The 13,059-nt window shown below is 57.1% G+C and carries 9 protein-coding genes; 8 read left to right on the top strand and 1 reads right to left on the bottom strand.

Annotation, left to right across the window (positions count from 1 at the left end; genetic code table 11):
• Positions 1 to 3: 3 nt before the first annotated feature.
• Positions 4 to 1,992: an integrase gene (locus WJ12_RS13950; RefSeq protein WP_226104027.1), complete on the top strand. Its 1,989-nt coding sequence runs from the start codon at positions 4 to 6 to the stop codon at positions 1,990 to 1,992.
• A complete protein-coding gene (locus tag WJ12_RS34795) occupies positions 1,970 to 2,410 on the top strand; it encodes a hypothetical protein (RefSeq protein ID WP_083262746.1) in 441 nt (146 codons plus the stop codon). The genes WJ12_RS13950 and WJ12_RS34795 overlap by 23 nt, the downstream gene beginning before the upstream one ends.
• Before the next feature lie 67 nt (positions 2,411 to 2,477).
• On the opposite strand, the gene WJ12_RS13945 is transcribed toward WJ12_RS34795, so the two are convergent.
• On the bottom strand, positions 2,478 to 2,768 hold the full coding sequence (locus tag WJ12_RS13945; protein WP_069245706.1) for a helix-turn-helix domain-containing protein: 291 nt from the start codon (positions 2,766 to 2,768) through the stop codon (positions 2,478 to 2,480).
• A 1,332-nt stretch (positions 2,769 to 4,100) separates the two neighbouring features.
• Here WJ12_RS13945 and WJ12_RS13940 point away from each other — a divergent pair.
• The 6 genes from WJ12_RS13940 (at position 4,101) to WJ12_RS13920 (ending at position 12,867) form a co-directional block, all read left to right on the top strand.
• Entirely contained in the window at positions 4,101 to 4,364 is a 264-nt protein-coding gene (locus WJ12_RS13940) for a helix-turn-helix domain-containing protein (protein ID WP_236871753.1), read from the top strand.
• Complete coding sequence (locus WJ12_RS34790; protein WP_083262745.1) at positions 4,345 to 5,331, top strand: reverse transcriptase family protein; 987 nt, start codon at positions 4,345 to 4,347, stop codon at positions 5,329 to 5,331. The genes WJ12_RS13940 and WJ12_RS34790 overlap by 20 nt, the downstream gene beginning before the upstream one ends.
• Before the next feature lie 171 nt (positions 5,332 to 5,502).
• Positions 5,503 to 6,546, top strand: a complete 1,044-nt coding sequence (locus WJ12_RS13935) for an ABC-three component system protein (protein WP_226104028.1) — start codon at positions 5,503 to 5,505, stop codon at positions 6,544 to 6,546.
• On the top strand, positions 6,534 to 7,037 hold the full coding sequence (locus tag WJ12_RS13930) for an ABC-three component system middle component 2 (RefSeq protein WP_226104029.1): 504 nt from the start codon (positions 6,534 to 6,536) through the stop codon (positions 7,035 to 7,037). Before WJ12_RS13935 ends, WJ12_RS13930 begins: the two co-directional genes overlap by 13 nt.
• Positions 7,028 to 8,935: a hypothetical protein gene (locus WJ12_RS13925; RefSeq protein ID WP_069245704.1), complete on the top strand. Its 1,908-nt coding sequence runs from the start codon at positions 7,028 to 7,030 to the stop codon at positions 8,933 to 8,935. Before WJ12_RS13930 ends, WJ12_RS13925 begins: the two co-directional genes overlap by 10 nt.
• Before the next feature lie 80 nt (positions 8,936 to 9,015).
• Complete coding sequence (locus tag WJ12_RS13920) at positions 9,016 to 12,867, top strand: RNA-directed DNA polymerase (protein ID WP_069245703.1); 3,852 nt, start codon at positions 9,016 to 9,018, stop codon at positions 12,865 to 12,867.
• Positions 12,868 to 13,059: the final 192 nt, after the last annotated feature.

Here is a 13,059-nt window from a genome sequence, read left to right as displayed (position 1 = left end):
TCGATGGCCGCCGTCGGCGCTGTCGAGGGGCTGTCAGACAATTGGCTCATCAACCGTGAGGTGCTTATATCCAACGCCAAGACTAGAGTCCCGTTCCCGGGTGTGGTGTGGAGCAGCGCGATCTGGGACGTGTCGGAGGCCTATCAGCACCGAACCCGTGGTTACAAGGCGGACAGGCCTGCACAGCGTCTGCTGTTCACCCAACATAGCTGTGTGCCACGTGTGGCCGGATCGCCACTATGTGGGTCGTTTGGGGATGTGGTGAAGTCGCTCGTTTGCCTGAGGCACCGTCAACGCGGCCAATCCGCAAGCAGCCACATGGTGTTCGTTCGAGCAACGCGCTACGTATATGATGCGTTGGCCGACCGCGACTACAACATCGGCGAACTGACGGCGGACCACCTGGACGCTGCTGCCGCGATGCTGTTCAAACGTGAGAATGAATCGTCGGCATACAAGGTCGTTGGTCACATGGAAGAGTTTGCCGACGCGCTGGACCGCAACGGTTTGTGCCGGATACGACTCGACTGGCGCTGTCGCCGCAAAGTTCGTCCGGAATCGATGACGCCTGATCGTATCGACGACTCGAAATCGGAGGTCGGGAAACGGAATTCGCTACCAGATGAGGAGGCCATTCGTGCAATCGGCTACCTCTATCAGCAAATTCCGCGCGGTGCATCGCCGCATGATCCGGCCAGTGCCGATCGCATCATGGTTCTGATTGCTACGGTAATGGTCTGCACCGGGCTGCGCATCGGCGAAATGCTGACCCTGCCGGAGAAACCCCTCTCCTTGTCTGAAGATGGAAGCAAGAATCTGCGTTATGCACGTTTGAAGGGAAGGGTCGATGATGTGACCGTCGAATGGGAAAGCAAGCCATTGCTGACGGAAACGGAGCAGGTCGTCGAGGAGGCTCTAGATGAACTGCGCGAAGCAACACGGGGCGCGCGGCAGGTCGCTCGGGCCTTCCATGAATCGGGTGAATTACTCGCAACGATACCGTCACAGGTCGAAGTGGATGGGGCTGCGTTGCTCACGGTGCTCGGTTTGCGAAGCAGGAATATCGCGCAGTTCCTGAAAGCGCGAAGCATTGCGTATAAGGTCGTCGACGGAAGGATACGCATCGATCGCGACGCGTTGCTGAGGGGAATCAGAGTCGACCACTGGATGACGCCCACGATACCGGGTGCGCCAGGGGGCGGAATCGCGCTCCACGAAGCGCTCTGCGTTGCATATACAAACCAGATGCATCGCGGTACCCGGACGACGCTGACCTATGCTGCGCGTCCGATCACGGACCAGAACGTGCGGGACTTCCTGACGGGACGTGGTGTCATCAGTTCGGTCTTCGAGCGTCATGCAATAGCCAACAGTGATGGTGACCACATAAACGTCCGTTCGCATGGATTCCGCCACTTCCTGAACCACCTGCTCGATGAGGGCGGTGCGCCGGACCTCGTCCAGACCAAATGGTTTGGGCGCAAGCACGCTGCCGACACGAAGGCCTACCAGCATCTGACACCCGCCCAAAAGGCCACGCAGGTAGTGACGGACATCATGAACGGTCGCATCAGCGGTGCGGTGCCGGAGATAGCGAAGGTATTGCCAGTCGAGCGCGCACACACGTTTCTGTCAGCACGCATCCATGCCGTCCATGATGTCGGGACGGGGATTTGCATCCATGACTTCCAGATGGCGCCATGCCCGCGTCACCTGCAGTGCTCGGCCAATTGCGACGACTATATCTGGCTGAAGCACGATGCGTCGCGAACGGGCGAACTCAAGAGACAAGCGGCTGTCGCCTATATGAGCCTGCAGAATGTCCGGATGCAGATCGACGAACGCGCGTTGGTTGAAGCGGATTGGTTGAGGCACCTGCGTATCCGCTACGAGCAGTTGATGACGCAACTGGTTGCCTTTGACTTCGGTGAGGCCGACCTTGTGCGCTATATCGCGGAGGGAGGCGGCAATGCCGAAGACGATCCGAGCTAATTCCAAAATCAGTGCTGCGAAAACGGTCAGCATCCTCGCCGAGCTTGAGCGGTGGCGCGACAAGGAGCTCGGCATCAAACTGACATGGGAGAGGATTGAAGCGTTTTCAGGATTTACGCGGCAAGCACTGAGCCGTCATCCGAAGATTGCCAGTGCGTATCAGGAAGCCAAACGGTCACTGTCGATGCCTGATCGTCGTTCTCGATCACGTTCGCAAGACGATGAGCGCGCGTACTTTGACGAAACTCTTGCTTCGCTACGAGCGGAGGTGAGGCGGTACGAAGCATTGGAACGAGAGTGGCTTCAGCGTTGGCAACGCATCGCATTCCATTGTTCCCGACGCGGGCTGAGCATCGGTGAACTTGATCAACCGCTGGATGATCCAGGACGGAGCTTCGATGCAGGAAGAAGAGAGTGATCGCGGCTTAAGCGGGGTTCTCGATCATCGACGCCGCGCGCCCGAACATTCGCCACTGCCGCGAGTTCTATCGCGCTTCTTCAAGGAGCGTCATTAATTCACTTCTCAGCTCGGAGAGGGCCGTCTCCACCCCGTTGTCGCTGTATTCGTCCAAGTATGCGCAGGCTACGAGCGTGAGAGGGTGGACGCCAAGCACCTCTGCCAACTGCTCGATCTTTCCGAGAGTAGGAGACTTGAGGCCGCGCTCGACGGTGCTGACATAGGTGCGGCTGGAGACAACGCCGAAGTCCTCTTGAGATACTCCTTTCGCTTGGCGAAGCATCCGCAACGCTGCGCCGATTCGCGCCAATGAGTGCATGCAAGCCCCCTCGATAAAGGACTTGATGTACTCATTTCGAACACTAAAGAACTACAATCTATAGTGTTCATTTGGTATCATCGGCGCCATGTTTGCAACACACAAAGCCAATGCATTGCCGTTTTATTCCGCCGTCGCGGGGGATCAATTTTCTGTATGGTCGATCGTCGACATCTGGGGAGGCAATGACGCACTTGTTCTCCAGCTGTCAGAGAGCGCTCAGCGAGGAAGTCCAAGAAAAGTCACCCTTGTCGATTTGAAGGATTGCCCAGCTGTAATCCAGCAGTGCGTTAGCGATGGACTCGTGGTTCGCGGTGCTGCAATCCTGCGATTGAGTGCCGCGTGTTCGTCGCGGATGTGGAAGCTTGAAGCGTTGCGAGAGATTCGTGCCGGTGTGATTCCACCGACGGCGCAGAAGAGTCGCAACGTACGCCAACGTCCAGCCATGGCGTTGATTGCCGAGGACGGTTCTCGGCACTACCTCCCGATGGCAGCCGATGCTCCGACATACCCTAGCAAGGGCCAACGAGTTTATCGTCGATCGATCACCACTAAAGCGAGTACCGGGAACTTGTGACGTCCGATCTACCGGGGCCAGGGTGGGTGTCGCGAGGCATCGTAGACATGTCCGTCCGACGTGCGACTCGATGCTACGGCGCTTACTTTTTCGACGTGCTTCTCATCATTCTCGGTAGGTACCGTGGAACGGATGAGATCCCGTTCCAATTCACGACGATACCGACTGTCACTCCCTATCCAGATCAACGACGAGCTGTCGTGTCACCTCTGGTTTCGCTGTCAGCGAAATAAACTTCGCTGACAGCGAAGTTTATGCTATGCTGAAGTCTGGTTGGTGTTGAAGATAAAGCCAGCGTGGTACCTGGACCGTTTTCATCGGTCTGCGGAGAGGTAACTCTCCAAACCTTACCCCGGCACGTGTGCTCGGGGCCCCGCCCGCCGCCTGGTACGGCGGGCGGAGACGGATAGGCAGGGGAAACGTCGTCCCGCTTCGATTTCTCGTTACGTACTGGTCCCGAGGCAATTGTGCCGAGGGGTAACGAGAGAACACCATGGTCAAAAAAACCATACCCAACCAGGGACGACAGTCAGTGCATCAATCTCGGGGCGGTTCGTGGGCCAAGCTTCGGCGAGCCCTGGTCAACCCCAAGACCGTGTCACTGTTGATGGGATGGCTTCGCGTTGCTGTTGCGATTGCGCGGCTGTTCGATCACTGGACGCGGTGAGCGCCGACACCCCTGCCTAGTCCTTGTTTTGAAAGGAGGCGATCAAATGTTGCACAAGGCTTTACGCCACCTTCGCCGATATCATCGAATGACCCAGGAAGAGTTGGCGAGCCGCCTCGAGATTTCCAACAACTACTTGTCGGAGATCGAATCGGGCAAGAAGGCGCATGCAATCACGGTCGATTTGCTGAACAGATATGCGAGCGTGTTTGGCGTACCCGTGTCGAGCCTGATGCTGTTCTCCGAGGAGTTGGAATCCGACAAGCGCAGCGAGAAGATTCGTGTTGCGATGGCGTCAAACGTGCTGAAGGTACTGGACTGGGTAGCCGCCGATGACGAGAGACGCGCGTAAGCGAGATAAATCTGCGGGGCGTGCACGACTGCGCAAGAACAAGTCGGCGCGCTATCCGATCGAATCGTCCCCGCTCTGGAAATTGTCGAGCATTCATCAACTCGCGGTACTGATCGGCATTCCAGTCGATGAGCTTGAGGCCACGTGCATGGCGCCGACGTACCATCGATTCGATGAAGCATCGAAGGACGGTAAGGAGCCGCGGCACATCCAAGAGCCTACTGGAGCCACGCTGCGTGCTCACTATCGCCTTGTCAGGCATCTGGATAGCATTCAACGGCCCGATTTCCTGCATTCCGCCACGAAGAAGCGCTCACACATTACGAACGCTCGAGCTCATGCCGAGAGCGGTGGTGCCGTAGTGGCGATGGATATACGCAAATTCTTCGAGAGCACAATGTATCAGCACGTCAAGAGTTTCTTTCACAAAGATCTCGGCTGCTCGCACGATATTGCTCGGTTCTTGGCAAACATCTGTACTGCGGATGGACATCTGCCGACTGGCAGTTGCATCAGTCCGTTGCTCTCGTATTTCACGCATCGTCATCTTTTCGCAGACATCGAACGACTCTGCGCTGAGCGTGGTGTCACGATGACCCTTTACGTTGATGACTTGACCCTCTCGGGCTCTCATGCGACAAAAGGCCTGCTATTTGAAACAAAGGCAATGATTAAGCGGTGTGGTCTGCGAACGAAGGATGCAAAGGACGCTGTCGTGCGGCCGGGAAAGGCAGCCATCATTACGGGAGTCGTGCGACGCGACGGCGGTGTTCGGCTTCGCAACAAGCACCACGGTGCGATTGTGGCAATTCAAGATTCGATTGCGACAGCCGGTGATAACAACCGCGACGTGCTGAGAGGACGATTGGCGGCTGCGCGAGCAGTGGAGCCGAGCGCTGCTGCTCGTCTCGAGGAGCGATTGACGCGTATGATGACGAGAAAGTCGGTGAACGAATCGCTCAAGTAAGGGAGCGATATACGGCGGTATCATAGCGTCGATTAGTATTGAGTCAATGACGCTACGAGCAGTCCGAGCGAGAAGTTCGGGGATCGGATGCTCACGATGTGCGAAGACGTATGTCAATGCGCAAGAAGAAATATATGAGGGGATATGTGTACAAATCCGACTCAGAAGCCAGTGCGGAAGAGCCGTTTTTCGGTCAAGCGCGGCGTTATTCCTCCGTCGTCCCAGATTTTGCTAATTCACCCCGACCAGTGGGAGAAGCTTGTCGAGGTGGCCTGCCGAAATCGTCCGCTCGGCGGTGGCGCGAAGTACGCCTTCGTCAAGCATTTGGGCGGCTCTGGGGATGGTGGGCGCGACGTCGAAGCTCGCCTGGTTCCCGCATTGAGCGCGGGGCAATGGGACTTGTTCCAAGGCAAGCATTATGACCACGCGTTGACGCCGACCGACGTGTTCAAAGAACTGGTCAAGTTCTTCAAGCACTTAGCGGCGAAGACTTACCCTGAGCCACGCTACTACTACCTCTGCGCACCGCGCGGCGTGGGTAATGATCTGCATAATCTACTAGCCAAGCCCAACGAATTCAAACAGCGCCTGCTGGACGCATGGAAGGCGGAGAGAACAGGGCTTCAGGGGCGTGCCGCCGAGTTGACTCAGGAACTCGAGAGTCTGGTTACTGCTTTCGACTTCCGGAATATCGTCGAATGCCAGACGCGAGACATTCTGGAATGGCATGCCCTGGATCGAAAGGCCCACTTCGAACTGTTCGGCATCGAGGGGGAGCGTGGTGACGATCCCTTGGCCCCAACCGCCCCCGAACTCCGTGAACATGTCTACATCGAGGAGTTGCGGAAAGTTTACGCTGAAGTTTGCGGCATGAGCTTGACGCTTGATGAACTGATGTCATCGGATTCGTGCGGCGAGCATTTCCAAAGTCATCGTGTGCTTTTCTACTGCGCTGAAGGCCTGAAGACATTCAGTAGAGATACGTATGGAGAAGCCGAGTTCGATGCATTGCTGAACATGGTGCTGACCGGCATAGGGCCGAAGGTCAAAAGCCCGCGACACCGAACCGGGCTCGACAGGCTTGAGGCGGGCACCAGTGGCGCCGAGCAACTGGTCGTCAGCGATAGCGTACTTGCTCCCAAATTGCGGCCTGGTGATCTGCCGGGTACCTGCCACCACTTGGTGAACCAGAAGAGGCTAAAGTGGGTCAAGTGAAGCGACGGGCGCTGCCTGTATTCAATTCACCCTTCGAGCTTGGCATACGCATGGTCTACTTGCTGCAGGCACTCACGCCGCGAGGAGCGGACCTGCAGAAACTGGTGCTTCTCGACTATGCCATCGTGTACTCAGCCGACTTGAACGGACCGAGCAGCTTGCATACGCCCATCCCATTTCGCGGCGCGGAGCTCATGAGCCGACGCGAGCTAATTGAGCAGGGGCTCTACTTAATGAGCACGCGTGGCTTGGTGACGGCCACGTGGGGTGCAGATGGGATCACTTATTTTGCAGGGGATCTCGCGCGAACTATGACGGGCGCGCTGACTTCAAACTATCTGCGCGAGTTGGAGCACCGCTGCACATGGGTAGCGGAACACTATGGTCAAGCAGGCTCCACGGAACTCACTGCTCAGTTCGCTGCTAGCGGCCACCTGTGGGGCGCCGAGCTTGAGTCGGTGGCACGAGATGGAGGCGGCGTATGGGCATAGTTCTGACGTCTCTTTCGGTCCTTGGGCCCGATCGTGAAGTCGCTCAAGTCACGTTCCACCCCAAGCGGCGGCTGATCCGAGGACCAAGTGAGACCGGGAAGTCGTACATCTACGACTGCCTCTGGTACATGTTGGGAGGCGACGATTTTCCCGAGACGTTTCCGTTGTCGCAGGGTTATCAGGAATTTTGCTTGCGGTTTACCGCTCTCGGCGATGAATATGAAGTCCGCCGCGGGATATCTGGCGGCGGCACGGCAATTTACTGGCGAGCGTTGGGCAGCCCTGAGGAACAAGCGTTCGAGCCTCTCGATCAAGACCTCGGGAAATTGCTCGTGAGCCTGGCTGGTGCTGACGGCAAGCAGATTCTGCGCAATCACAGTAAGCGGGGCGCTGTGACGGGGGACGACCTTCGTCACTGGGCGTTGTGGTCGCAATCCGATATCCCCGCTAAGCAGCCCAGCGTTGGGATCGGGCAAGCAGCGTCGAAGCGCGAGGCTTCTTTCCATCTATTCCTGACGGGTACCGACGACTCCGGTATTCAACTCCGCAAGTCTCTGTCAGAGGCCGAGCGTGCCCGCGGCGAGTTACAAGCCGCCGAGGCTGCTTTAGCGCGCATTCAAGAATTCATGTCGACGGACCTGAATCGCGGGGATGTAGCAGACGCGCTGGAGCGGGTGGATAGTACTTTGTCGGCGATGACGAGCCAGTATGACGCGCGTGCTTCCGCATTGCAGGATCTGCGCAAGCAGATTGCAGAAACGTCAGACAGTTTGCGCAGGGTAGAAAATAAACGAAATCATGCGCGGTCCATGATTAGCCGGTTCGAACTGCTGGACAAGAAGTACACGAACGACTTGGCACGCCTTGGTGGCACTAGCGAGGGCGTCGCATTCTTCCAGGAACTTCCGACGGTGGATTGCCCGTTGTGCGGCACGCCGGCGGAAAGTCAAGTTGACCCTAACGACCTGCGTCCAAGGGCGCCTGGCAATTATCGGGCGGCCATCGCGGCGGAGGTCGAGAAGATTCGTATCTTGCGCATCGGACTCCTCGGGGCACTCCACCACGAGCGAAACCGATATCAACTCTGCAAGACTGACGCGGAGAAACTTGCGGGTGATATGAGTGCGTTGCAGAACCGTGAGGCGATGGTTCTACAGAACGCACGCATAGAATTTACTGCTGACCCGAAGAGCTTGGCGCTGCGACGTTCTGAGCTCTCGGCGCAACTGAGTAACTTCGACGAGATGCAGCGCTTAACTGCCGAGATTGGTCGTTTGAAGAAGGCTACCGTTCGCAAGCGCATCACCGTAACTCGTGAAGCCGGTACATTTGGGCGCGAGGTGGCGGATCGTGCCAGGGAGTTGTTGAGTGCCTGGGGGTTCAACGCTATCGAAAATATCGCACTCGATGACGACGCTTGCGACCTGCGTATCGACGATCGCTCAAGATTGAGCTACGGCGCTGGTGTGCGAGGTCTGTACCTATCCTCGCTAATGGTCGCACTCATGGAGCACGCCCTTGAGAAAGGACATCCCCATCTCGGTGTCGTTGTCTTGGATTCCCCCTTAAAGACGTACGCAGATCCGGAGTCGACCGAGGAACATGAGGTACCCCCCGCAACGATCGTTGATCGGTTCTATAGCTGGATGTCTACATGGAGCGGACGTGGCCAAGTCATTGTTCTCGAGAACGAACCCATAAAGTTGGAGACTGCAGAAGCACTCGATCCCATCACGTTCACGCGTATTCGTGGCAAGGGTAGGTACGGTTTTTATCCATTACGCGATGGCGTCAGCCATGGTTTGGAAGCCGAGGTAGCCGAGTCGAGCGAAGCAGGTGGTGTGCCTAGCGACGATCTGGGCGATGAAGACGACGCAGGAATGGGAGTGCGGAGCTAGTACCGCGTTGCTGCTACCTACGTTGGACACCTGGTGGCTCAATGTTCTAGCTTGTTCTCGGCCCCATACGTTCATCCAATATGAGCTTGATCAAGGCGAAGTACGAAAAACTGGCCCCTCGAATGGAGTACCTCTGTGATGAGGTGGTTCTAGCGCTTGCTTGGAAGAAGGCTTCGGCGTACGTCCGAAGGCACAACTGGTATGCAGACACGTTAGAGTTAGATGCCTCCGGGCTCAATCTCGAGGGGTTGACCCAAGCGTGGTCATTCGAGGTCGCAAATAAGCACTATGAGCCCAACCCCGCCAGATTGGTGCCGGCGCCGAAGAATGGGCGCTGGGGCTTCGCAGAGAATCTACCGGGTGGGTGGGGGCCGCTCCCGTCTCTGGATAACCAGGATAGTGCATCGACACTGCTGACTCTGCGTCCCTTGGCGCATGTGGGCATTCGCGAACAGACCATCGCTACCGCAGTGATGCTCTGCCTTGCCGACTGTATCGAGACCGCGCAGGGCAATCCGGCTGTGAAGGCTACGGAAGCGCTGGGGAAGGGGGTCTTCAGCTATGGAAATCGGCTTTACTGCCGTTGGAGCGACGACGATAGCCAAGCGAGATTCTCGTGGGGCAGTTCTGACACCTACAGTCGCTACTACGCTGACTATCAGCAGTTTGTCACTAGGCCGAGGGAGGTCGCTGCCGCGCTCGAGGACGAGTTTGACAATGAAGACGATGCGCGCGTTTTGATGGTGAAGCTCGATGTCAGCGCCTACTACGATCGGATCAATATTCCACGGCTCATCGCAAAGCTGAAGAATGAGTACAACCGCTACTGGGGCGACGACATTGAAAGACCGATGGACGACGATGCGTTCTGGGTGGCCGCCGAGGCTGCGCTGACCTTCGAGTGGTCTACTGCCGATGATGCGCTCAAGGGGCTGTTGAGGAATAGCGAGCTGCCGCGTGGTTTGCCGCAAGGGCTCATGGCGAGTGGCTTCTTTGCCAATGCCTACCTACTGGAGCTTGATCGTGCGATTGGGCTTGCATGCCAGAAGCGGCGCACTATCAAAATCGGTGACCGCGAATCACTGGTGACGCTTCACGACTACTGCCGCTACGTCGACGACCTGCGCTTGGTAGTGTCTACCGATGACCCTGAGTTGGACCTCGCCGAGTTGCAGACGGGCATCACAAACTGGACTCAAAGGCAACTGAACAAATCTTTGAGCGACGCTCAAGGGAAAATCACACTGACCCTTAACGACGCCAAGACCGAAATTGAGTTGCTGAGCAAAGTTGCGAAAGGCACAAGCATTGCCAATCGCATGCGGCAGGTCCAGCAGCAACTCAGTGGCCCATTCGATCTATCTTCGTTGGAAGATCTCGAGACAGCATTGAATGGCCTCCTGTCGATGGCAGAGGTGGAAGGAGCAACCAGCAAGGTACGGAAGCCCCGCGGCGTTCCCGCCTTGGCCCTTGTAACCAAACCACCGATGGACGTACGTGATGACACGCTTACCCGATTCGCTGCATTCCGCATCTGCAAATCGCTGAAGCAGCGCCGGCTTTTGACCGACTTGGGCGAGACGCGCGAGAACGGTACGGCCGGCGAGCAGCTTCAACAGGACTATGAACTTGCCGCTCGGCGCTTGGTTGGAGCTTGGTCGGAAAACCCTTCGCTTGTTCAAGTTCTGCGGTACGCGTTTGACCTATTTCCCTCAGCATCTCTGTTACGGGATGTCCTCGACGCACTTGCCCGGAAGTTGCAGGACGCAGACAGTCATTCTGACCAAGCGTCTGTCGCTTGGTACATTTTGGCCGAGCTGTTTCGTGCGGCTGCCACGGAAACAGGCCGATCGTCGGTCGGTGATGACGGGCTGCATGTCGGGGATATCGACGAGTACCGTGCGGAGCTGGCTGAGTATGCAGAGACGGTTCTGCAGGGCGGCGACTGTCCATGGTTTGTGCAGCAACAGGCTGCGCTACTGCAAGCTACGCTTGGCGCTCCTTCGAACTCACTGAGTAACGAACCAGAACTTGCGCGCTATCGCGTCCTCCATGCGTACCTCTCCGGTCGATATCAAGCTGAAGGTCTCCCAGACGATGACGTTGTCGGAATTGCCATCGTGGGCTATCAGTTGGAAGGCAACGCGCGTAGGTTTGCAAACTGGCTCCGCCGCTTCTTGGGTAAGCGAAGTAAGAACAGCACTCGCCGCGCGTTCGAGCTGGTATACAAGGGTGACCTATCTCTCTTCGATGCGATTACCACGCTCCGCGTTAACGGTGCGGCTTTTTTTGATCGCGAGCTCCTCAATCCAGAGCAGGCTCTGCACGTTGAATCTCGGAACATGGATGGCGAGCCTCTTGCAACCGGGGTTTGGCTCCGCCTGAGCACGGCTGCTTGTCATTCCACGAAACCGTTTAGGCATGAGAACGCGCTGCTGAGGCTTGCGCAATGCCTGACCGAAGTGGATGACTGGACTCGGCCGGACGATACGATCTACTCAGCCTTTGACTTTGATGTGATGTGCGAAGACTGGACGCGGCTCGACGACCCCGACGGCCCATCGCTGCATGTTCGGCTCCAGCCAAAGAGCGCGCAACGAAAGACGCCGCGATTCCGGGCTCCAGCGTGGTGCAAACCCGAGTTGAGTTGGCAGTACGCGATTGGCGCAATCCTGCGTGCCGCTGCGGTTGGTAGCAACGACTTCACCCTCGTTTGGCGCGTTGGCGGGAGCGAGTCTGGTTGGTACCGCGGACTTTCAAGTACCCCGTCACGTCGACAAGTTGGGATGCTCCATTCCTCGCAGGCTTTGGGCGGCACTGCCTCGTCAGTTACGCCATGGTTTAGTGGCCTGCTCAACGTTCTGCTTCGATGGCCCGGGATTGAGGTTGACCCGGACGAGCATCCGGCCTCAAGCACTGCCGAAGTGAAGGATCTGAGGGGCATCATTAACGAGCGCCTCAAGGTCCAGAGCGGAATTTTTGGCCGCAGCACTGGTTCACCGGTCTACCGCTACCCCGTACGTTGGCAGCTCCGCGATTCCCGGTCGCTGCGAGTGGTTGTTGTTCAGGGATTGCTCCCGAGCGTCGCTGACTTTAAGACACATGAACTCGACGGTCTCAGCAAAAACCCCTTCCGAACGCAACACCGCAATCACACCGCCGCGCTGTTGAACTTGGTCGCCAAGAAGCTGGATGCGTACGAGCGCCTCGGTGATGGCGCGAAGAAGCCAATCGTTGACCTCGTCGTCTTCCCAGAGTATTCAATTCATGTTGACGATCAGGATCTCCTTCGAGCGTTCTCCGATGATACCGGTGCAATGCTTCACTATGGCTTGTTGGGAGCGGTGCATCCGACGACCGGAAAGTATACGAATGCTTCACGCTGGCTGATTCCAGTTCGAACCAACAGCCGGAGATCCTGGATTGAAGTGGACCAGGGAAAACTGCATCTCACTGGAGCTGAGCTGGATATGGGGGTCGAGAGGTGGTGCCCGTATCGTATTGTGATAGAGCTGCAGATGGACCAAGTCACGTCATATCGAATAGTGGGAGCCATCTGCTATGACGCCACAGACCTTGCGCTTGCCGCTGACATGAAGAACGAGTCGCACATGTTCGTGGTGCCAGCACATAACCAAGACATCAAAACGTTTGATAGCATGATTGCTGCGCTGAGGTACCACATGTACCAACATGTGGTCATCTGCAACATCGGTGAGTTCGGCGGCTCGTCGGCACAGGCGCCGTATGACGAAGAACACCGGCGCACGATTTCCCACGCGCATGGGGCGAACCAAATCTCGGTGGCGGTTTTCGAAGTGCCGATGGACCATTTCGGTCCCAAGCTCTTGGCGTTGTCACAGGAAGTACCGAAGACGGTTAAGAAACGACTGGGCAAGACTCCACCAGCGGGACTCGCTCGTCGGCCATAGCAGGCTGCCCCTAACGGAGTTGTTTTCGATTGGGCCGGCGATGGTAGTCTTGTATGGCGACTTTAGCTGCCTCTTCCAACTGACCGTGGTCAGCGCGAGCTTGCCACCACCGCAGTGAAATCTGGTTCAGGCGCACGACGTTCACCTGAGTGCTGGGTCGATGAGTTGCCCCTCTCCCGATACCATCTTCGC

The organism is Burkholderia seminalis (assembly GCF_001718535.1).
In the GTDB taxonomy this organism is placed as follows: Bacteria; Pseudomonadota; Gammaproteobacteria; order Burkholderiales; family Burkholderiaceae; genus Burkholderia; species Burkholderia seminalis.
Note: the sequence above shows the minus strand (reverse complement) of the source record. Positions and strands in the feature narration are given on the sequence as shown.